Annotated in this window: 21 protein-coding genes; 9 read left to right on the top strand and 12 right to left on the bottom strand. The window is 67.1% G+C overall.

Annotated elements, in window-relative coordinates; all coding sequences use genetic code 11:
- Positions 1-64 precede the first annotated feature (64 nt).
- Both BJF87_RS06875 and BJF87_RS06870 read right to left on the bottom strand, forming a co-directional pair.
- Complete coding sequence (locus BJF87_RS06875; protein ID WP_006357715.1) at positions 65-553, bottom strand: carboxymuconolactone decarboxylase family protein; 489 nt, start codon at positions 551-553, stop codon at positions 65-67.
- Entirely contained in the window at positions 550-1,344 is a 795-nt protein-coding gene (locus BJF87_RS06870; protein ID WP_006357714.1) for an SDR family oxidoreductase, read from the bottom strand. The genes BJF87_RS06875 and BJF87_RS06870 overlap by 4 nt, the downstream gene beginning before the upstream one ends.
- A gap of 97 nt (positions 1,345-1,441) precedes the next feature.
- On the opposite strand from BJF87_RS06870, the gene BJF87_RS06865 reads away from it, so the two are divergent.
- Positions 1,442-2,944, top strand: coding sequence for a PLP-dependent aminotransferase family protein (locus BJF87_RS06865; RefSeq protein ID WP_006357713.1), 1,503 nt, complete (start codon positions 1,442-1,444; stop codon positions 2,942-2,944).
- Here the strand turns inward: BJF87_RS06865 and BJF87_RS06860 are convergent.
- Positions 2,903-3,685, bottom strand: coding sequence for an isoprenyl transferase (locus BJF87_RS06860; RefSeq protein WP_006357712.1), 783 nt, complete (start codon positions 3,683-3,685; stop codon positions 2,903-2,905). The two genes, BJF87_RS06865 and BJF87_RS06860, sit on opposite strands and share 42 nt — an antisense overlap.
- A 114-nt stretch (positions 3,686-3,799) precedes the next feature.
- On the opposite strand from BJF87_RS06860, the gene BJF87_RS06855 reads away from it, so the two are divergent.
- Positions 3,800-4,474 carry a hemolysin III family protein gene (locus BJF87_RS06855; protein WP_006357711.1) on the top strand — a complete coding sequence of 225 codons (675 nt, stop codon included), beginning with the start codon at positions 3,800-3,802 and terminating at the stop codon, positions 4,472-4,474.
- Positions 4,475-4,811: 337 nt separating this feature from the next.
- Positions 4,812-6,446: an alkaline phosphatase gene (locus tag BJF87_RS06850; RefSeq protein ID WP_035750507.1), complete on the top strand. Its 1,635-nt coding sequence runs from the start codon at positions 4,812-4,814 to the stop codon at positions 6,444-6,446.
- A gap of 36 nt (positions 6,447-6,482) precedes the next feature.
- Here BJF87_RS06850 and BJF87_RS06845 read toward each other — a convergent pair whose 3' ends face one another.
- The gene (locus BJF87_RS06845) at positions 6,483-7,568 is read right to left on the bottom strand and encodes a 3-deoxy-7-phosphoheptulonate synthase (RefSeq protein ID WP_006357709.1); all 1,086 of its coding nucleotides are present in this window, start codon (positions 7,566-7,568) and stop codon (positions 6,483-6,485) included.
- Positions 7,569-7,799: 231 nt separating this feature from the next.
- The gene (locus tag BJF87_RS06840) at positions 7,800-8,246 is read right to left on the bottom strand and encodes an Lrp/AsnC family transcriptional regulator (RefSeq protein ID WP_006357708.1); all 447 of its coding nucleotides are present in this window, start codon (positions 8,244-8,246) and stop codon (positions 7,800-7,802) included.
- A gap of 255 nt (positions 8,247-8,501) precedes the next feature.
- Here BJF87_RS06840 and BJF87_RS06835 point away from each other — a divergent pair, with 255 nt between their 5' ends.
- Both BJF87_RS06835 and rocD read left to right on the top strand, forming a co-directional pair.
- On the top strand, positions 8,502-8,903 hold the full coding sequence (locus BJF87_RS06835; protein WP_006357707.1) for a hypothetical protein: 402 nt from the start codon (positions 8,502-8,504) through the stop codon (positions 8,901-8,903).
- The gene (gene rocD / locus BJF87_RS06830) at positions 8,873-10,120 is read left to right on the top strand and encodes an ornithine--oxo-acid transaminase (RefSeq protein WP_006357706.1); all 1,248 of its coding nucleotides are present in this window, start codon (positions 8,873-8,875) and stop codon (positions 10,118-10,120) included. Before BJF87_RS06835 ends, rocD begins: the two co-directional genes overlap by 31 nt.
- On the opposite strand, the gene BJF87_RS06825 is transcribed toward rocD, so the two are convergent.
- From BJF87_RS06825 to mca, 4 genes are read right to left on the bottom strand one after another with little or no spacing between them, the layout of a single operon-like run.
- Complete coding sequence (locus BJF87_RS06825) at positions 10,112-10,612, bottom strand: TspO/MBR family protein (protein ID WP_006357705.1); 501 nt, start codon at positions 10,610-10,612, stop codon at positions 10,112-10,114. The two genes, rocD and BJF87_RS06825, sit on opposite strands and share 9 nt — an antisense overlap.
- A 51-nt stretch (positions 10,613-10,663) precedes the next feature.
- A complete protein-coding gene (locus BJF87_RS06820) occupies positions 10,664-12,652 on the bottom strand; it encodes a thioredoxin domain-containing protein (protein ID WP_075862894.1) in 1,989 nt (662 codons plus the stop codon).
- Between the two features lie 13 nt (positions 12,653-12,665).
- Positions 12,666-12,986 carry a hypothetical protein gene (locus BJF87_RS06815; protein WP_006357703.1) on the bottom strand — a complete coding sequence of 107 codons (321 nt, stop codon included), beginning with the start codon at positions 12,984-12,986 and terminating at the stop codon, positions 12,666-12,668.
- Positions 12,986-13,882, bottom strand: coding sequence for a mycothiol conjugate amidase Mca (gene mca / locus BJF87_RS06810; RefSeq protein ID WP_006357702.1), 897 nt, complete (start codon positions 13,880-13,882; stop codon positions 12,986-12,988). Before mca ends, BJF87_RS06815 begins: the two co-directional genes overlap by 1 nt.
- Positions 13,883-13,930: 48 nt before the next feature.
- On the opposite strand from mca, the gene BJF87_RS06805 reads away from it, so the two are divergent.
- The 3 genes from BJF87_RS06805 (at position 13,931) to greA (ending at position 15,786) form a co-directional block, all read left to right on the top strand.
- A complete protein-coding gene (locus tag BJF87_RS06805) occupies positions 13,931-14,389 on the top strand; it encodes a DUF4307 domain-containing protein (protein ID WP_006357701.1) in 459 nt (152 codons plus the stop codon).
- Positions 14,386-15,162, top strand: coding sequence for a queuosine precursor transporter (locus tag BJF87_RS06800; protein WP_006357700.1), 777 nt, complete (start codon positions 14,386-14,388; stop codon positions 15,160-15,162). The genes BJF87_RS06805 and BJF87_RS06800 overlap by 4 nt, the downstream gene beginning before the upstream one ends.
- A 129-nt stretch (positions 15,163-15,291) precedes the next feature.
- Entirely contained in the window at positions 15,292-15,786 is a 495-nt protein-coding gene (gene greA / locus BJF87_RS06795) for a transcription elongation factor GreA (RefSeq protein ID WP_005195705.1), read from the top strand.
- 141 nt (positions 15,787-15,927) lie between these two features.
- Here the strand turns inward: greA and BJF87_RS06790 are convergent, their stop codons facing one another.
- Together BJF87_RS06790 and BJF87_RS06785 are read right to left on the bottom strand one after the other, a co-directional pair.
- The gene (locus BJF87_RS06790) at positions 15,928-16,365 is read right to left on the bottom strand and encodes an Ltp family lipoprotein (RefSeq protein ID WP_035750500.1); all 438 of its coding nucleotides are present in this window, start codon (positions 16,363-16,365) and stop codon (positions 15,928-15,930) included.
- Positions 16,366-16,480: 115 nt separating this feature from the next.
- Entirely contained in the window at positions 16,481-17,416 is a 936-nt protein-coding gene (locus BJF87_RS06785; protein ID WP_035750498.1) for a type IV toxin-antitoxin system AbiEi family antitoxin domain-containing protein, read from the bottom strand.
- 183 nt (positions 17,417-17,599) lie between these two features.
- Here BJF87_RS06785 and BJF87_RS06780 point away from each other — a divergent pair, with 183 nt between their 5' ends.
- On the top strand, positions 17,600-18,118 hold the full coding sequence (locus tag BJF87_RS06780; RefSeq protein WP_075862846.1) for an SRPBCC family protein: 519 nt from the start codon (positions 17,600-17,602) through the stop codon (positions 18,116-18,118).
- 15 nt (positions 18,119-18,133) lie between these two features.
- Here the strand turns inward: BJF87_RS06780 and BJF87_RS06775 are convergent, their stop codons facing one another.
- Positions 18,134-18,982: a hypothetical protein gene (locus BJF87_RS06775; protein ID WP_139319430.1), complete on the bottom strand. Its 849-nt coding sequence runs from the start codon at positions 18,980-18,982 to the stop codon at positions 18,134-18,136.
- Between the last annotated feature and the right edge of the window lie 60 nt (positions 18,983-19,042).

Here is a 19,042-nt window from a genome sequence, read left to right as displayed (position 1 = left end):
GATGAGCCCACTGCCGGATGAGGTGAGAGGAGCGCCGCGGACACCCGCCGGCGACAACCAGCGGTCAGCCGGCGGCCTGCGACACACGCCGTTCGTCCAGGCCCGCGGGGTACCCACCGGCAACGGCGATCCGGTTCCAGGCGTTGATCATCACGATCGCCGCGACCAGCTGGCCGGTGGTGGCCGCGTCGAAACATGTTCGTACATCGTCGAACACCGCGTCGTCGACACCACCCTCGCCGAGTCGCGTGAGTTGTTCCGCGAGCGCGAGGACCGCCCGCTCCCGTGACGAGAACAGCGACCCCGCCTCACGCCACGTGGCGAGCATCAGCAGCTTGTGCGGGTCGATCTGTGCGGCCAGCGCGTCCCCGGCATGCATGTGCAGGCAGTACGCACAACCGTTCAGCTGCGACACCCGCATCGAGATCAGCTCGCCGATCTCGACGTCGACACCCGCCGACGACGCCCGCTGCAGCGCGACGAGCGCCTTGTAGACGGCGGGATTGTCCTGCGGGATCCACATGCGTGTCGACGGGCGCGGGCGCACGCTCATCTCGCACTACCCGCGTGCGCGCCGGAACGCTGGGCGAGCCATTGTTCGAGCGTGGTCGGGGTGATCACGTCCGGATTCGCGGGCACGAGTCCCCCGCCTCGGATCGCCGATCCGCCTACGGCCGCCCCGATGATCCAGCGCGGCGATCCTCGCTGCGCCGCAACGGCTTTCGCCACGTCGACGAGGTTCATCTCGGCGGGCCCGGCGACCTCGATCTTGCGAACACCGCCGGCGTCGGCGGTCACCGGACCCGCCGTGGCGGTGTCCGCGACCACCTTCGCCACGTCCTCGGCGGCCGCGGGGCGACACCGCATCTTCGGCACGATCGCGACGGGACCGACAGCCATTCGTCCCATCATCTGTTCGGCGAGTTCGAACCACTGCACCGACGCCAGGATGGTCAGCGTCGCCGGGTCGACGACATCGCGGTAGGCGGCTTCCTGAGCCGCCTTGCCCTGGTAGTAACCGAATTTCGCGTTCACCGTCGGATCGTCCGCGTTGACGATCGAGACGCAGACGACGTGCCCGACCGCGGCTGCGGTCGCCGCTCGCCCGATGTTGCGCGCCGTCGTCCGGAAGAAGTCGACGGCCTTCTTCGCGCTCAGCGTCTCGACACTGAGGCAGTCGACCACGACATCGGCACCGGACATCGCCCGGGCCAGCCCCTCCCCGGTGTAGGCGTCGACCCCGGCGCCTCGGTTCGCCCGCACCACCTCGTTGCCGCGCTCGGCGAGCAGGTCCGCCACCCGGCTCCCCAGTACCCCGCTTGCCCCGATCACCACGATCTTCATCTCGCCCCTCCTCACCGACATCGTCGGCCTCTTGTCTGTTCTTCGGTTTCAGGACTTAGGCTAGTGCGGGATTAGCACAAGAAAGTGGTCCAATCCGATGGAAGAAAACAGGGTCAATCCGAGCGCGACCGCCACCGACCCGTGGGCGGAGGTGGCTGCGCGCCTCGGCGCCGATCTGTTTCTCGACCTGCAACCGGACCCGGGGGCCAGCGCACGCGGTCGCGGCGCGACGCTGCGCCGAACGCTCACGGAGGCCCTGCGATCGGCCATCCTTGACGGCCGCCTGCCCGCCGGAACCGCACTGCCGCCGTACCGTTCGCTGGCCGCCGACCTCGGCCTCGCCCGCGGCACGGTGTCGGCCGTGTATCAGGAGTTGATCGCGGAGGGTTGGCTGACCGCCCGCCAGGGTTCCGCCACACGCGTGGCCGACGGCGCGGCACATCCCGAGACCGCGAGCAACCGGAAAGCCGATGAACGCCCCTCGACGCCTTCGCCTTTCCGCTTCCCGCACGACTTCTCGCTCGGACAACCATGCGCGGGAATGTTCCCGCGAACCGACTGGATTCGCGCAACCCGTCGGGTTCTCACCGGTGCCGGGGACGAGGTGTTTGCACCGACCCACCCTCAGGGCCGGGCCGAACTGCGTCGCGCCCTCAGCGGGTACCTGAGCCGGACGCGCGGCGTCCGGACCACCGCCGACCTGATCGTGCTCGGCACCGCGGTCCAGTCCGCATTGGAACTGTTGTCACGCACTGTCTTCGGCGACGTCCTCGCCGTCGAGGGTCACGGCCTGCCCTTCCATTGGCAGGCAGTCGTACGGGGCGGCACCAGAGTGGTCCCGATCGCCGTCGACGACGAGGGGATGGTGATCGACGACCTCGAACGCAGTGGCGCCGCGGCGGTCCTGCTGTCCCCGAGCCACCAGTTCCCGACCGGGGTCCCACTGTCCCCGGCGCGACGCATGCAGGTGATCGAGTGGGCTCGGCGCACCGGCGCGGTCATCGTCGAGGACGACTACGACGGCGAGTTCCGCTACGACCGCGACCCGGTCGGTGCACTGCAGGCACTCGGCCCGGATGTGGTGATCCACGCCGGTTCGATGTCCAAGAGCCTCTCCCCCGCCGTGCGCGCCGGGTGGCTCGCACTGCCACCTCATCTGATGGATGTCGTGATGAACGCCAAGGGAGTACGAGAAGGCGACGCGAGCATCGTCGACCAGCTGATCCTCGCCGACCTGATCGACTCCGGCGCGTACGACCGACACATCCGCCGCAGCCGGCAGGTGTATCGACAGCGCCGCGACGCACTCGTCGAGGCCGTCACCGCGTGCGGTCTGGGTCTACCCGGCATCGCCGCCGGACTGCATGCCGTCATACCCGTCGACCACGCGGACGAGGGTGCACTCGTTCACGAAGCGTTCAGGCGAGGGATCGGGCTCGTCGGACTGTCGCTGTTCCGTCACCCGGACGCCGACCCCCTGCCGCACGGCGGTCTGGTCGTCGGGTTCGGTACGCCTGCGGCGTCGACCTTCACCGCCGACCTGCAGGCCCTTCGCGACCTACTTGCCGAATCGCCTGCTGCGCGCCGAGTAGTCCCGTAGCGCGCGCAGGAAGTCGACCCGGCGGAACTCCGGCCAGTACGCGTCGGTGAACCAGATCTCCGAGTAGGCGCTCTGCCACAGCAAGAATCCCGACAGCCGCTGTTCTCCGGAGGTCCGGATCACGAGGTCGGGATCGGGCTGCCCCTTGGTGTAGAGGTTGGCGTCGATCGCCTCGACGGTGACCGCCTCGATCATCTCCTCGGCAGTGGCGCCGGCGGCACGCTTCTCGTCGAGCAACGCCCGCACCGCGTCGACGATCTCCTGCCGTCCGCCGTACCCGACGGCGACGTTGACGTTCATGCCGTCTCGTTCGCTGGTGCGCTCGGCCGCGACCCGCAGGCGCCCGGCGACGGCCTCGGGCAGGGCGTCGAGGGTGCCGACGATGCGGATGCACCAGTCGCCGTCGGGCGAGGAGATCTCGTCGACGATGTCGGGCACGATCTCGAGCAGAGCGTCGAGCTCGTCCGACGAGCGGTTCAGGTTCTCGGTGGAGAGGAGATAGATGGTGACGGCCTCGATGCCCAGGCCCGCGCACCAGCCGAGCATGTCGGCGATGCGCTGGGCACCCACGCGGTGTCCGTGACTGACGTCGTCGAATCCCGCCTCGCGCGCCCAGCGACGATTGCCGTCGCAGATGATCGCGACATGCCGCGGTAGGCGCTGGGTGTCGAGGAGTTGGATGAGTCGACGTTCGTAGATGGTGAGAGCTGGACGGCGCACCCGATCCGGCAGCAGCTTCATCCTTCGCGGCCTCGTGTCACGTGGGACACCTTACGCGCCGCGATGCGAGCAGAATGACCCCGCCGACCTCCGCGAGCCTCCCTACAGTCGAGTAACTTACGGTACCGTAGGTTTGTGAACACACTGTCGAGCCCGCCCCCGGACGTGGCCGATCGACCACGCCTGCGCGGCGTGATCCACCACTACTCCGCCTATGTGGCAGCGGTCGCCGGTCTCGCGCTGGTCATCGGGGCCGCGATCCTCGACGGCGCCGTCGCCGCGCTGACGTGTGGGATCTATGCGATCACCGTCGTCGGACTCTTCACCGTCAGCGCCACCTATCACCGCATCCCGTGGAAGACGGCGCGTGCCCGCATCCGGATGAAGCGAGCCGACCACGCGATGATCTTTCTCTTCATCGCCGGCACTTACACACCGTTCTGCGCCCTCGGCCTGCCGTCGCCGGTGAGCTGGTGGGTGCTCGGCATCGTGTGGGCGGGTGCGCTCGGCGGCTCGCTGCTGAAGATCCTCTGGCCGGGCGCCCCGCGCTGGCTGGGCGTCACGCTCTATATCCTGCTCGGCTGGGTCATCGTCGTGGTCGCCCCGGCGCTGGTCGAACAGACCGGCTACCTGATCATGATCCTGCTGGCCCTCGGCGGCGTCCTCTACAGCGTCGGCGGAGTCCTGTACGCGGTGCGCTGGCCCAACCCGTGGCCGCGAACCTTCGGTCACCACGAGGTCTTCCACCTCTGCACCGCGGTCGCCGCACTACTCCACTACGCCGCCGCCTGGCTGGTCGTCGCGGGGTAGTATCCGCTCGCCGACCCGCACCGAGGGTTCACATGTGCATCGGCGGCATCATGCCCATACCGTGCATCCACATCGTCATGTGGTGACACATCTGCATCATCTGGTCCATCATCTCGGTTCGCCTCCCTCCACCACTCCGCGACCCCAACCCCGCGGCCCCCCCTTCGTAATCCCACCCCGGATCGGCGCCCGGCGGTAGGGCCGACCGTCGTCCCCCTGAGGGACCAGGTACCCACCGCCGCCTGTGCCGCGCACACAAACCCTTCTTCACCCGAACATCATGTGCCCGATTCCTGCCGGTGCCGTGGAGGTCAGCCGTGGGTGATCGGGTGGGGCCGTGACGAGAACTGATCGTGGTCCGTCCGGTGCCGCACTACGGGTGGACCCCGACCTCACTCTTCGTAGCGGCGCCACCCGTCGACGATTCCTCACCGCAACAGGACTGGTGACGGGACTCGCGTTCACCCCCGGGCTTCTCGGCGCCACCCCACCTGCGACCCCCACCCCGGGGTCGTCCGGATCATTGTTCGCGCTCGGCGTCGCCTCCGGCGATCCCCTGCCGGACGGCATCGTGTTGTGGACGCGACTGGCGCGCAACCCATTCGCCCCAGGAGGAGGGATGGGTTCACGTCCGGTCCGCGTCGACTGGGAGATCGCGACAAACGCATCGATGACGCGTGTCGTGCGCCGGGGGACCGCCCACGCGACGCCGGAATGGGGCCACAGCATCCACGTCGATGTGCGCGGACTCGCCCCGGCCGCCGACCACTTCTACCGCTTCCGGGCACTCGGCGAGATCTCGCCGATCGGCCGGACCCGCACCGCGCCGGCCCCGACCGCCCGGCCGGGTGCGCTGTCGATCGCCGTGGCGTCGTGCCAGAACTGGGCTGACGGCTACTACCACGCTTTCGCCGACATGGCGGCGCACGCACCGGATCTGGTGCTGCACCTCGGCGACTACATCTACGAGAAGCCGATCCCGCTCGACGCCCGCCGCGGCGCGACCCGGCCGGCATCGGCGACCCACGAGGCAGTCGGCCTCGACGACTATCGGGAGCGGTACGCGCTCTACAAGTCCGACCCTGACCTGCAACAGGCCCACGCGATGTCGCCGTTCGTGATCTCCTTCGACGACCATGAGGTCGACAACAACTGGGCCGCAACGATTCCCGAGGATGAGACCACCATGTCGCAGTTCGCTCTCCGGCGCGCCAGTGCATTGCGGGCATGGTGGGAGAACACCCCGGTGCGGACCACCGCACGACCCGACGGCACCGTCATCCGCGCTCATCGGCGTCTCGCCTTCGGCGACCTCGCGGAGATCAACGTCCTCGACACCCGCAGCCACCGCGACGATCAGGCCAACGGGGACAACGACTCCCCGCAGAACGCCCGCACCGCGGATCCGTCCCGGACGATCCTCGGTGACGCGCAGGAACGCTGGCTACTCGACGGCCTGGCGTCGAGTAACGCCCGATGGGATGTCCTCGCCCAGCAGGTCCCGATGGCCGACCTCGCGCGCGGCGGGTCGCGGGCGGTCAGCATGGACGGGTGGAGCGGCTACGAGGCATCGCGACGACGCGTCCTAGACGGGGCGGCACGCCGCGGCGTACACAACCTCGTCTCCCTCGCCGGCGACATCCACCGGAGTGTCGTCGCCGACCTACGGGCCGACTACGTCGACGACTCCCCCACCCGCGGAATCGAACTAGCCACGACGTCGATCACCTCCGGCGGCGACGGCGAGGACAGCGACGACGGCGACCGCGCATTGAAGGCCGCCTCGCCGCACGTGCGGTTCGGCAACTCCCAGCGCGGCTACCTGCTCAATCGCGTGTACCGCGACCGCTGGGAGGCCGAGTTCCGCGTGGCGCCATCGGTGCGGTCACCACGCGGCTCATTGCGACGACGCGCCGTCGTCACGATTCCCGACGCCTCTCCCGAAGTCGACGTAGGCCAATCCGCTCCCTGAGTAGCCCCGGAGCTTGCGGAGGGGCGTATCGAAGGGTCAGGCGCGCGCGAGCGCGTCGAGGACGGTGGCGCTGGCCTCCCAGCCCATGCACTTGTCGGTGACGGACTTGCCGTAGACCAGCGGGGTGGCGTCGGTCGACTGCGCGCCGGGCTCGAGGAAGCTCTCCAGCATGACGCCGCTGATGTTCGACGCCTCGCCGGCCTCGCGAGTGGCACGCAGGATCGCCGCGATCTCGGTCGCGACCTCCGCCTGGCGGATGTGGTCCTTACCGGAGTTGGCGTGCGAGCAGTCGATCATCACGCGTGCGGGCAGACCGGCCTTGTCCAGGGCCGCAGCCGCAGACGCGATCGACTCGGCGTCGAAGTTGGGTCCGCGGGTGCCGCCACGCAGGATGATGTGGCAGTCCTCGTTGCCCGCGGTCTCGACGACCGCGCCGTTGCCGAAGTCGTCGACTCCGAAGAAGACATGTTCAGCCGCAGCGGCTTTCACACCGTCGATGGCGACCTGGACGTTTCCGTCGGTGCCGTTCTTGAAGCCGATCGGCATCGACAGGCCCGACGCGAGCTGGCGGTGCACCTGCGACTCGGTGGTGCGGGCGCCGATGGCGCCCCACGCGACGGCGTCGGCGATGTACTGCGGGCTGGTCGGTTCGAGGAACTCACAGCCGACGGGCAGTCCGAGGTCGATGATGTCGAGCAGCAACGACCGGGCGGTCCGCAGACCGCGCTCGACGTCGAAGGTGTTGTCCATGCCGGGGTCGTTGATCAGACCCTTCCACCCGACCGTGGTGCGCGGCTTCTCGAAGTAGACCCGCATGACGATCTTCAGACGATCGGCGTAGGCCTCGGCCAGCGGCGCCAGACGCCGTGCGTAGTCGATCGCGGCGATCGGATCGTGCACCGAGCACGGTCCGGCGATCACGAGAAGACGGTCGTCGCGGCCGGCGAGGATGTCGGCGATCTCGTCACGGTCGCGGGCAACGGCGAGCGCACGACGCGCGGTCAGGGGCAGTTCGGCGCGGACGGTGTCGGGAGACGGGATCGGACGGAAGGACTTGATCCGACGATCAGAGGTCGATTCGGCCTTGTCTGCCGTACGCGTGGAATCCGGGAGAGTGGTCACGGTGTGTGCCTTTCGAGGTCATGCCCTGTCGGTGGTCCAACCGGGGCACGCCTAGTGGTGGAGCCCCGCTCAAAACGACAAGAGCAGCGACCGTAGGGTCGCTGCTCGGGCTCCGGGTGTTACGTGCGCGCGCTTGGTCAGCGCTTCATCGTGGCCCCACCCGGAGCCTCGATAAAGCGCCAATATGCGCGCACGGTGCTGATCACGGCGACAACACTAACACAACGCGGTCTACGGGTGACCGCGGTCTATCAGTTCACTGAGGACGATGATCGACTCGGACTTGTCCACCGGACCGGCGGCACGGATGCGTTCGAGTGCCTGCTCGAGGTGGCGCACGTCGCGGGCCCGCACCCGCAGGATGGCGTCGGCCTGACCCGAGATGGTCGCCGCGCTGACCACCTCCGGGATCGGTTCCCACGACGCCTTGAGCTCGTCCGGCGAGATGTTGCCGCGGCAGTACACCTGCACATAGGCCTCGGTCGTCCACTGCATCGCGTGCGGATCGACGATGGCGGTGAATCCCCGGATCACCCCGTCGTCGAGTAGACGGTCGACCCGACGCTTGACCGCGGGGGCGGAGAGCCCGACCTCGTCACCGATCTGGGCATAGGTCGCGCGGGCGTCACGGGTGAGGCAGGCGATCACCTTCTCATCCAGATCGTCGAGCGTACGCAATGGATGACCACTCCCCTCTAGTGCTGTGACGTTTTGTTGCACTCATACGCAATCCACGGCGATTGTTTGCATAGATTGCCGACGATACGCTCGATTCATGACGCTGACGAGCCCGGGTATCGCCGCGCCCCCGGTACGCCAGGCGCGGCCAAGGACCTACGCGATGACCCCGCCCGTGCACTTCACGGTGTCCTATGCGATCAATCCCTGGATGGACACCTCGGTTCCGGTGGACACCGACCGGGCCCTCGCCCAATGGCACACCCTGCGATCGGTGTACGAACCCTCGAACTTGTCGACCCGCGGTTCTACCACCTCGACACCGCGCTGGGCGTCCTCGACGACCGCACGATCGCCTACCACCCCGCCGCATTCTCCGCACGCTCACGCCGACTGCGCGACGAGCTGTTCCCCGACGCCATCATCGCCACCGACGCCGACGCGGCCGTGCTCGGCCTCAACCTGGTCTCCGACGGACTCGACGTCGTGATGACCGATCGCGCACCGCATCTCGAGGCAGAGCTGCGCGAGGCCGGGTTCCGGCCGGTGACCGTCGATCTCTCCGAGTTGCTCAAGGGCGGCGGCAGGGTCAAGTGCTGCACATTGGAACTCCAGGAGATACGCTCATGTCCGACACGCTCATCCCCCACGGTGTGACATCTTCTGCAGGTTCCACGACCGACGCCGAACCGCATGTGGCACACAACTACTCCCCGATCCCGGTCACCGCTGCGACCGCCGAGGGTGTGTGGATCACCGACGTCGACGGCAAGCGCCACCTCGACTGTCTGGGCGCGTACTCGGCGGTCAACTTCGGACATCGCCATCCGCGGATCGTCGCCGCGGCACTCGAACAGATCGAACGGGTCACCCTCACCAGTCGTGCGTTCCGTTCGGATCGTCTCGAACCGTTCTGCGCCGCACTCGCGGAACTGTGCGGCAAGGAGATGGTGCTGCCGATGAACACCGGCGCCGAGGCCGTCGAGTCTGCGATCAAGGTCGCCCGAAAGTGGGGTTACGACGTCAAGGGCGTCCCCGACGGCCGCGCGACGATCGTCGTCGCCGGCGGTAATTTCCACGGCCGCACCACGACGATCATCTCGTTCAGCGACGACCCTGATGCTCGCGCCGGATTCGGTCCGTACACACCGGGTTTCGTCCGTGTCCCGTACGGCGACGTCGAGGCGATCGCTGCCGCGATCGACGAGACGACCGTCGGCATCCTGCTCGAACCCATCCAGGGCGAGGCCGGGATCATCGTCCCGCCCGATGACTACCTCCCGCGGGTACGTGCTCTGTGTACCGACAACGACGTCCTGCTGATCGCCGACGAGATCCAATCGGGCCTGGGTCGCACGGGACGTACCTTCGCCGTCGAACACTGGGGCGTCGTACCCGATGTCTACCTGCTCGGCAAGGCGCTCGGTGGCGGGATCGTACCGGTCAGCGCGGTGGTGGCGAACCGCGATGTCCTCGGCGTCCTCCACCCCGGACAGCACGGCTCGACCTTCGGCGGGAACCCCCTCGCCGCGGCGATCGGCCACACCGTCGTCGACATGCTCGCCGACGGCACCTGGCAGGAACGCGCCACCGACCTCGGCGACCACTTACACACGCGGCTGAGGGAGTTCGTCGGCCGCGGCATCGTCGCGACCCGCGGTCTGGGACTCTGGGCTGGTATCGATCTCGATCCGGTGCTCGGCACCGGCAAGGACTTCTGCCTCCGCCTCGCCGAGCACGGCGTCCTGGCCAAGGACACCCATGGATCGACGCTTCGGCTCGCGCCTCCCCTCGTCATCACCGTTCAGGAGATCGACTGGGCGATCGAACGATTCGCCGAATCGCTGGACGAGCTGCGATCCCGGTCAGTGTGATACGCGCTCACGGTCGCGGTTGAGCCACCAGGTCGACGTCGACAGGACCGTGGCGAAGGCGCACCACGCCGGGTAGGCGGCGAGCGCGGCCCCGGCCGGCGGATTCACGGCCGCGGTACGCCGGGCCAGGTCGGCGCTGCTGACCGTGAGGGCCGCGGCGGCCACCGACGCGGTACCCAGCGCCCCTCTGCCGAAGTAGATCCAGCTCCACGCCCCGTTGAGAGCGAGATTGGCACCGAGCGCGGCGAGGTACGCCTGCTTCTCTTCTCGGGCCGGCGACTCGCCCAAACCGTCGATCGCGGTGGCGGAGGTGACCGCGATGTCGGCATAGAGGGCGGTCCAGGCCACCGGGAACACCCAGGTCGGCGGCACGAACGACGGCTTCTTCAGCCGCGGATACCAGGTCTCGACAGCGGGTTTGGTCACCACGCTGCCGATGGCACCGGCTGCGGCGGTGGCGAGCGAGGTCCCGATCAGAGTGGAGATGCGCATACTCATCAATACCCGTCCGGACGGATCCGACACCTGCGTGGTCTGCCGGCCTCACCCCAGCTGCGCGACGAGCGATTCCTCGTCCGTGACCGGCAGCCCGCAGACCGTTCCCCGGCACACGTAGGCGGCGTCGCGTCCGTCGATCGGGCCCCGCGCGACGAGCAGCGGGTGTGAATCCTGTTCGCCGGCAACGACGACCGCTCCGCCGGGGACGTGCGACCACGCCGCCCGGGTCAGCGCATGGTTCGACGCCGACCCTTCTGCCACGGCTATCTGCACCGGCCCGGCGACCCGCGCCGACATCACCGACATCCAGTGCCCGGCCGATCGCGGCAGCTTGGCGACGATCACCGATGCGCGGGACAGACTGTGCTCCAGCAGTTCTGCATAACCGACCGCCTTGGCCGGGTCGGCGAGCATGGATGCGGTGAGCAGCGCCTCGGCCATGAGCGACGCCCCCGCCGGGGTGGCACCGTCGATCGGATCACGGGGCCGGGCGATGAGCCCTTCACCGGTGGCGTCGAACCAGGCGCCGGGCGCCTCCTGATCCGCGAACAGTTCGATCGCGGTGTCGAGCACTCCCGCTCCCGCTCCCAAAAACCGGGTTTCACCGGTGACCTGGAACAGCGTCAGCAGAGCCGTTCTCAGCGTCGCGTGGTCGTCGAGCCCGCCGTCGGTCTCGCCCACGTGTCCGCCGAGCGAGGAACGACGGAGCCGCCCACCGACCAGGTGGTTGCTCAGCAACTCGTCGGCGCAACGAACTCCCTCGTCGACGTAGCCGGTGTCACCCAGCCCGGCACCGGCCTCGGCGAGTGCGGTGCTCGTCATGGCATTCCACGCGGTGACGACCTTGTCGTCGCGGGTGGGCTGGACACGCCTACCCCGCGCCTCGAGGAGCGCGGCACACACGGCAGCGAAGCGCTCGCGGTCGTCCGGGTCGGTCGGGAGCTGCAGCGTCGAGCGACCGTGTTCGAAGGTGCCCCGCTCGGTCACGACGAACAGCTCGGCGGCCCAGCGTCCGGTCTCCGGTCCGAGGACCTCGGCGAGTTCGTCCGGCGTCCACACGTAGGTGGACCCCTCCACGCCGTCGGCATCGGCGTCGAGAGACGAGGCGAATCCGCCCGGCACCCGCAGGTCCCGCCGGAGGAACGTGACCGTCTCCTCGACGACGCGGCGTGCCAACGGATCTCCGGTCCGCCGTGCCAGATGTGCGTAGGCCCGCAGCAGTTGCGCGTTGTCGTAGAGCATCTTCTCGAAGTGGGGTACCACCCAGCCGGCGTCGACCGAGTACCGGGCGAAACCACCGGCGAGCTGGTCGTAGATGCCGCCCCGGCCCATCGCGTCCATGGTTCGGGCGGCGGTCTCGATCGCAGCGGTGTCGCCGGTGCGTTCGGTGTGCCGGATCAGCGCTTCGAGGAGCGCCGAGGGCGGGAATTTGGGTGCGCCGCCGAATCCGCCGAATTCACGATCCTCGTCGTCGAGCACGGTGCGGACGCCGTGCGCGAGCAGTCGGTCGTCGACGGCGACGGTGCCCGCCGGCAACGGGGAGGTGTTCACCACGATGTGCTCGCGCACCTTCGCGGCGGTGTCGTCGAGGTCGGCGCGACGCTGCGTCCACGCCTCGGTGACCGCGGTCAGCACCTGACGGAAGGAGGGGATCTGCCCGCGCGGCCGCGGCGGGTAGTAGGTGCCGGTGTAGAACGGGTCGCCGTCCGGGGTGAGGAAGCAGGTCATGGGCCAACCACCCTGCCCGGTCATCGCGACGGTGGCGCTCATGTAGATGGCGTCGATGTCGGGACGTTCCTCCCGATCGACCTTGATGCAGACGAAGTCGCGGTTCATCTGGGCCGCGGTCGCGTCGTCCTCGAAGGACTCGTGCGCCATCACGTGACACCAGTGACAGGCCGCGTAGCCGACCGACAGCAGCACTGGCACGTCGCGTTCGCGTGCCAGGTTCAACGCGGCGTCGGACCACTCCTGCCAGTGGACCGGATTGTCGGCGTGCTGCCGGAGATATGGGCTCGTCGCCGAGCCCAGCATGTTCGACGAACCGTCAGGTGTCCGCCGGGCGTCGCTCATCGGTCCCGGTCGTGCTCGTCGCGTCCTGGCTTCCGGGTGCAGCGTCGTCGGTGGCAGCGATCGGCCCCGATGGGTCGGTGCCCTCGTCGAAGGCCTGATCCGCCTCGGGGTGCTCGGTGTCGAAGGACTCCGGCAGTTTCTTGAGCTGACGACTCATCGACCAGATCAGGAACGCGGTCCCGACCAGCAGCAACAGGATCACCAGGAGCCCGAGCGGGGACGACTTGCCGAATTCCGGTCCCTGCGGCTCCTCGGCCGCGACGACCATCACGGTGTTGACGATGTCGATGTTCATCACGTCTCGATTCCGGTGAACAGATCGGTTTCGGGGAGGGCGGTCTTCACGCGGGTCTTGGCCAGCTCGAACTCCTCGGTCGGCCACAGTCGCTGCTGCCATTCCAACGGTACGGCGAAGAACATGCCGTTGGGATCGATCTGCGTCGCATGCGCGCGCAGTGCGTCGTCACGCTGTGGGAAGTACTTGGCGCACTCGATCTGGGTGGTCACCCGACCCATCAGGTCACCTCGGCTCGGGTCCCACTTGCTGAGCCACTCGGTGAACGGGCTCTCCTGGCCGTGGCACTCGAACTCGTCGGAGAAGAGCACCATCCGGTCGCGGATGAAACCGTGTGTGTAGTAGAGCTTCGACACCATCCACGGCTCACCGGTTCCCGGGAACGCGTCGGGGTCGCCGGACTGGTCGTAGGCCGCGACCGACACCTCGTGGCACCGGATGTGATCCGGATGCGGGTATCCGCCGTGCTCGTCGTAGGTGATCATCACGTGCGGGCGGAACTCACGGACCAGTCGGACGAGGGACTCGGTGGCCTCCTCCAGCGGGACTGTCGCGAACGAGCCCTCCGGCAGCGGCGGCAGCGGGTCCCCTTCGGGGAGTCCGGAGTCGACGAAGCCAAGCCAGGTCTGCTTCACGCCGAGAGCCTCGGCGGCCCGGGCCATCTCCTCGCGGCGGACCTCGGTCATACGTTCTTTGATGCCGGGACGGTCCATCGCCGGGTTCAGGATGTCGCCGCGCTCGCCACCTGTCAGGGTGACGACGAGCACCTCGTTGCCTTCGGCCGCATACTTGGCGGTCGTGGCCGCACCCTTGCTCGACTCATCGTCGGGGTGCGCGTGGACCGCCATCAGACGGAACACACCCGGCTGCGGGTCGTCGGCGTGGGATTCGGTCACAGTTCCTCACCTTCGGATCGCTACTGCTCCCATGGTAGGTATTGACGCGTGAACAGTTCGGATGGGGGCGCCGCGGAGCGCCCTCGCAGCGGCCCGCGCGCGACCTACCCGGAGGATTCCGCGTCCGCACAGACCCGTCGGCGCTGGTTTCGCGCCCTGTCGATACTCGTAGTCGTGGCCGGCGTCACGCTGGCGGCGATCGGTTACAGCAAGTTCGGCACCGCCGATGTCTCCGGCGAGGCGACCGGTTACGAGATCCTCGACGACAACACCGTCGCCGTGCAGTTCACCGTCGACCGCTCCGACCCGGGCAAGCCCGCGGCCTGTGTGGTGCGCGGACGATCGAAGGACGGCAGCGAGACCGGTCGTCGCGAGATCCTGATCCCGGCCGGCTCCGTCGAACGGATCGGCGTCCGCACCGAGGTCACCACCTCCAAGCCTCCGGTCATCGGTGAGGTCTTCGGCTGCACCGTCGACGTGCCCGCCTACCTCCAGCCCGAGTCGTGAGCACGCGGCAGACCGCACCGGGCGACGCCGCCGCACCCCGCGCCGCGTTCGCCTCCATCGGCAGCCGCCATTTCCCGCTCCTCGTCGCACTGTTCGTCGGTGTGATGCTGATCAGCAACGTCACCGGCACCAAGGGTGTCGTGCTGTTCGACGACTGGCTCAACCTCGACCTGGGGCCCATACACATGCAGGGCCTGGTCACCGACGGTGCCTTCTTCCTGTTCCCGCTCGCCTATGTCCTGGGCGATGTGATCAGCGAGGTGTACGGCTTCCGCGCGATGCGCCGCACGATCCTGGCGGGCTTCGCCGTGCTCATCCTGGCCTCGCTGTGCTTCTGGCTGACCATTCATCTACCCGCCGCCGATTTCTACGAAGGCCAGGAGGCTTTCGCAACCGTCGCCGGCGTCGTTCCGCAATTCCTGCTCGCCGGACTTGCCGGATATGTGGTGGGCGAATTCCTGAATTCATTCGTGTTGGTCAAAATGAAAGAGCGCGCCGGTGAGCGCCATCTCTGGGCACGCCTTCTGGGATCGACCATCGTCGGCGAATTCGCGGACACCCTCGTCTTCTGTTCGATCGCGGCAACCGCCCTCGGTATCTCCACCTGGGGAGATTTCGTCAACTACACGATTGTCGGATTTGTCTGGAAGACCCTGGTGGAGATCGTCATCATGCCGGTGACGTATTTCGTTGTGGGATGGTTGAAACGAGCCGAACCCACCTATCAGGAAGCACTCGACGCGGCAACGGCTGGAACAACGGATGTGCCATAGGTCTCATCGGCTGGTACGATGATCGGATACACGGCTCCGCGAGGGGTCGTGTTGCTGCATTTATAGCAGTCCATATGCCGCGCGGTGAAAGAGTCGCATCGCGGCGCGGACAACACGAAGGAGTGACCGATGACCGACACCCAGGTGACCTGGTTGACCCAAGAGTCGCACGATCGCCTCAAGAGCGAACTCGACTCATTGATCGCCAATCGTCCGGTCATTGCTGCCGAGATCAATGAGCGACGCGAAGAGGGCGACCTCAAGGAGAACGGTGGCTACCACGCCGCCCGCGAAGAGCAGGGCCAGCAGGAAGCGCGCATTCGCCAGCTGCAGGAACTGCTGAACAACGCGAAGGTCGGCGAGGCCCCGACCCAGTCCGGCGTCGCACTTCCCGGTTCCGTCGTCACCGTCTACTACGACGGCGACGAGAAGGACACCGAGACCTTCCTCATCGCGACCCGCGAAGAAGGCGCCTCGGGCGGCAAGCTCGAGACCTACTCACCCAGCTCGCCCCTGGGTTCGGCCCTCATCGACGCCAAGGTCGGCGAGACCCGCGAGTACTCCGTCCCCAGCGGCGCGACCGTCAAGGTGACCCTCGTCAGCGCGGAGCCGTACCACGGCTGATCCAGACCACGAAGCGAGCCCGGGACGACGGTTGTCCCGGGCTCGCTTCGTCTGATGAACCTCAACCCGACCGGCAGACGTCGATCGACGTCTGCGGTCGGGACTGAGGTTCGTCGGTCCGTGTCAGAGCGGACGGATCCGCTAGCTGTGGTCAGCTCCGTAAACCGCCTGCTGATAGGTGAATCCCTCGAACTCCAACTGTTCGATCAGTCCCTGCCTGGAGAACGGGGAATACTCGCGGTACTGACGGGCCGACTTTGCTGCCTGTACATACCAATTCACCTCGCCATCGGCCTCGAGCTGATCGACGGCGGCCGACGAGTCCGAGTACGAGAAGCCCTCGAACTCCAGCTGGTCGACCAGCCCCGACTTCGAGAAACTGGTGTACTCGAGGTATTCCCTCGCCTTCGCGACCGCGTTCGACTTCTCCGACACGAGCTTGATCGCGGGAGCCTGCACGCTCGGCGATGCCTGTGAGGAGACGTTCGTGCCGAAGCCGGCCACGACCCCGATCATCATCACGAACGCCGCCAGGACGCCTGCCGCCCACGGCCATCTCTTCTTCTGGGGGTTGCTCATCGTTCTTCCTTCTCTGCTCACGGTTCTGGGAAGCTGAACCGCGTCTGAGAGAAAGGTGTCACGGGGGTACGACAAAAACGTTGGCGCACAGTGTCATCCGATCAGATGATTCCGGTCAGGCCGCTGCGAACGCATCCAGCCACGGACGAAGCAGCCCCACCAGCTCGCCACGCTCGAGCGTCGCCCACGTCCAACGCACGACCATGATCCCTTGCGCTCGAAGGGCGTCCTCGCGTCGCTTCTCGCGGATCAGCGCGTCGCGCGGAGTCTCCCCCGGACGCAGCAACCGTCCGTACTTCTGCAGGCCGTCGAACTCGCCGACAAGCTCTCCCTCCCAATCGAAATCGGCACGCGCAGGTCCATCGCTCGTCTGGAACGTGTGCTGCAGACGCGGAATCGGCAGCCCGGCTGCGATCATCTGGGCACGACTCCACGATTCGCCGACGCTCTCCGACGCGGCGTCGGCGAGTGCGAGCGCCCGGCGTGCGGTGCCCACCCCACGCCATCGTCCGCGTGATTCGAGGATGGTCGTCATCGTTGCCAGGTCGGCTTTGAGCGCGAGTGCGCGGTCGAAGACGACCAGAGCTCGCTCGAAGTCGCCGTTCATCGCTATATCGACGGCAGAGCGCTCGAGTGTCGTGACCCGGACGCCGTCGACGTCGGTGATGTCGCCGGGCGACAGCGGGCCGGCATGGACGACGCGATGTCCGCGCACGAATCCGCCACGCTCGCGTGTCTTGGTGAGATGGACGAGCTCACGCTCGGGGTGCAGCTGGGACAGTCTGTGGACGGCTGCCGCAGAGTCGTGGCTCAGCGTCGACGTGTCTCCATCTCGTGCCGACGTCGCAACGGCAATCGACTTCAGGCGATACAGCTCGTCGTCGGCGGTGTCGGATTGAAGGTCCGGGTTCGCCACGGCGCAGACACCGGGAGCGAGCCGCACGAGTTCGCCGCGCCGCACGGCCGCCGTGACGACGTCGTCGGAAATGCCCAGCCTGAGGGTTGCTTCGCGTCGGATGAGTCCGTGCCGGTCGGTCGGGAAAGCAGTCATATCTCTTGGACGCAGCACAGCCGCAATCGGTTCACTCGTATTCGCCGAGCGGCCGGGGCGCCGACCGGCGAACCTCGACTCGGCAGGCAGACCTCGATCGAAGTCTGTGAGTCGAGCTGAGGTTCGCCGGTCCCATCGCGGAAGCGCCTGTGGGACCGGCTCGTCGATGCTTCAATGGGCCCCATGGGACGTTCCTATTCGCTGGAGACCTTCGACCTCGACTTCTTCGACGACGCACCGGTGCGTCACGTGATCGACGTCCGGCTGCCGGTCACGCCGCAGCGCGCGTGGGCGGAGTTCACCCGTCAGAACACCCTGGACTGGTGTCGCGCGATCAAGAAGATCGAGTTCACCTCTCCCCCGCCCTATGGCGCCGGCGCCACTCGCAAGGCTGTCCTGGGCCCGGGTTACGTGACGCTCGAAGAGGACTTCTTCCACTGGACCGAAGAACCCGAAACGGGCAGGTACCACAACGCATTCCGGGTCAAGAGCGCCAATGTGCCGGGTATCCGACGTTTCGGCGAGGCCACCCAGATCGACCCCGCCGACGTCGGCTGTCGCCTCCGGTGGACCTTCGCTCTCGAACTGCCCACCGACTCCAAGATCGTCACCGCTTTCTCGGGTCCGGCGTCGTCGACGGTGTACAAGTCGATCGAAGCGGACACGCTCAAGCACTTCGCGGATCTCTCACCAGCTACCTAGACGCCGCTGCCAGGATCACGCAGCGGAGACGATTGAGGTCTGACGATCGATCGTCTCGACCCTCAGCGATGAGAACCGATCAACGTCGAGCTCACCGACGAGACCTGCCAAGAGCTGTACTGGCAACTGACTGCGCCACAGCCTGGGCTCAACGGATGCGAGCGGCAGGGTCACCGTTCCGGCGTCGACGACAGACAATCCGTTCAACCCACGCTCAACCGAACGCCGGAACGCTCGATGTCTCGTCAGAACGTGAATCACGAGGACGCCGAACTCGTCCTCCAACTCGAGCTCATCGTATTCGTCATTCAAATCGTCGTAGTACTCACATATTTCGGCGTCCGTTGCCTCGCGCCGAAGCCAGAGGAGTCCATCGATGGTGACCTCGCGTTGTTGGAGCCCGAGATGGACATCCCCAGCCTGATATCGACCGACGGACGATTCGAAGAGTGCAAGTCCGCCGTCCTTGGCCCTGTTCCGCCCGAACATGAAGACCAGATCATCGAAGTCATAGCAGTCGAGTAGCCCTTCGACGACGTCCAGTGCGGAGTCGGTCACCCATGTGAGCGGCATCGATGCAACCTCACGCCTTGCGCGAAAGGAATTGAGAGTCAACGCATAGACCTCCTCCGAGGTCTTCCGTAGATAAGCCCACCGCTTGAGGTTCGCCAAGAGTTCGTCGACGGACAATCTCTTCAGATCCGCTTCGGTGACAGCGTTGTTCAACACTTCCCGACCGACCTCTTCGACCAGACGACTGGTAGAGGTCAGTACATGGTTCCACCATCCGCTGAGATCCTCCCGAATCCGCTCGGCATGCTCAGGTCCCCAGGCCGACTCGGTTGAGTGTGAACGTCTTCCCATGCACGGCAAGGTAGTTGCGTACCGACGCCCGACGACCAGAAGACTGCACAGGTGACCGCT

The sequence above is a fragment of the Gordonia sp. CNJ-863 genome, from assembly GCF_001942325.1.
Taxonomy (GTDB): Bacteria; Actinomycetota; Actinomycetes; order Mycobacteriales; family Mycobacteriaceae; genus Gordonia; species Gordonia alkanivorans.
The sequence above is the reverse complement of the archived record's forward strand: the minus strand, read 5'-3'. Positions and strand labels throughout refer to the sequence as shown.

Bases quoted from the DNA above. Each gene is read 5' to 3' on its own strand.
- BJF87_RS06875 (WP_006357715.1), bottom strand. From the start codon at position 553: ATGAGCGTGCGCCCGCGCCCGTCGACACGCATGTGGATCCCGCAGGAC.
- BJF87_RS06870 (WP_006357714.1), bottom strand. From the start codon at position 1,344: ATGAAGATCGTGGTGATCGGGGCAAGCGGGGTACTGGGGAGCCGGGTG.
- BJF87_RS06865 (WP_006357713.1), top strand. From the start codon at position 1,442: ATGGAAGAAAACAGGGTCAATCCGAGCGCGACCGCCACCGACCCGTGG.
- BJF87_RS06860 (WP_006357712.1), bottom strand. From the start codon at position 3,685: ATGAAGCTGCTGCCGGATCGGGTGCGCCGTCCAGCTCTCACCATCTAC.
- BJF87_RS06835 (WP_006357707.1), top strand. From the start codon at position 8,502: ATGGCACACCCTGCGATCGGTGTACGAACCCTCGAACTTGTCGACCCG.
- rocD (WP_006357706.1), top strand. From the start codon at position 8,873: ATGTCCGACACGCTCATCCCCCACGGTGTGACATCTTCTGCAGGTTCC.
- BJF87_RS06825 (WP_006357705.1), bottom strand. From the start codon at position 10,612: ATGCGCATCTCCACTCTGATCGGGACCTCGCTCGCCACCGCCGCAGCC.
- BJF87_RS06820 (WP_075862894.1), bottom strand. From the start codon at position 12,652: ATGCTGGGCTCGGCGACGAGCCCATATCTCCGGCAGCACGCCGACAAT.
- BJF87_RS06815 (WP_006357703.1), bottom strand. From the start codon at position 12,986: ATGAACATCGACATCGTCAACACCGTGATGGTCGTCGCGGCCGAGGAG.
- greA (WP_005195705.1), top strand. From the start codon at position 15,292: ATGACCGACACCCAGGTGACCTGGTTGACCCAAGAGTCGCACGATCGC.
- BJF87_RS06790 (WP_035750500.1), bottom strand. From the start codon at position 16,365: ATGAGCAACCCCCAGAAGAAGAGATGGCCGTGGGCGGCAGGCGTCCTG.
- BJF87_RS06785 (WP_035750498.1), bottom strand. From the start codon at position 17,416: ATGACTGCTTTCCCGACCGACCGGCACGGACTCATCCGACGCGAAGCA.
- BJF87_RS06780 (WP_075862846.1), top strand. From the start codon at position 17,600: ATGGGACGTTCCTATTCGCTGGAGACCTTCGACCTCGACTTCTTCGAC.
- BJF87_RS06775 (WP_139319430.1), bottom strand. From the start codon at position 18,982: ATGGGAAGACGTTCACACTCAACCGAGTCGGCCTGGGGACCTGAGCAT.